We start from the raw sequence: 513 nt of genomic DNA, 5'->3' as shown, positions 1-513 counted from the left end.
GAACTTCTCGCATGTGGAAGGGAAAGAAATGCCAGCATCTGCGACGGCTCATCGTCCAGAGCTAGCTGGTCGCCGCTTTGAAGCGATGGGGGTCTCTTTGGTTATCCATCCCAAAAACCCTTACGTCCCAACTTCTCATGCGAATGTGCGTTTCTTTATCGCAGAGAAAGAGGGCGAAGAGCCAATTTGGTGGTTTGGTGGTGGTTTCGACCTGACTCCTTTCTATCCTTTCGAAGAAGATTGTCAGTCATGGCACGATACAGCTAAGGCAATCTGTGCCCCATTTGGTGAAGAAGTATATGCAGAACACAAAGCGTGGTGTGATAAGTACTTCTTCTTGCCACATCGAAATGAAACTCGTGGTGTTGGTGGTTTGTTCTTTGATGATTTGAATCACTGGGAGTTTGATAAGTGTTTTAATTACATCAAAGCGGTGGGTGAAGGCTATTGCCAAGCTTATTTGCCGATCGTGTCTCGTCGTAAAGACATCGAATATGGCGAGCGCGAACGTGA

General features: G+C 47.0%; 1 protein-coding gene. It reads left to right on the top strand.

Annotation, left to right across the window (positions count from 1 at the left end; genetic code table 11):
* Positions 1-513: coproporphyrinogen III oxidase (locus tag R7Q09_RS28495; protein WP_318144252.1), on the top strand; the 513-nt coding region annotated here is incomplete at both ends.

This window comes from Vibrio sp. 2130-1, assembly GCF_033339515.1.
Note: the sequence above shows the minus strand (reverse complement) of the source record. Positions and strands in the feature narration are given on the sequence as shown.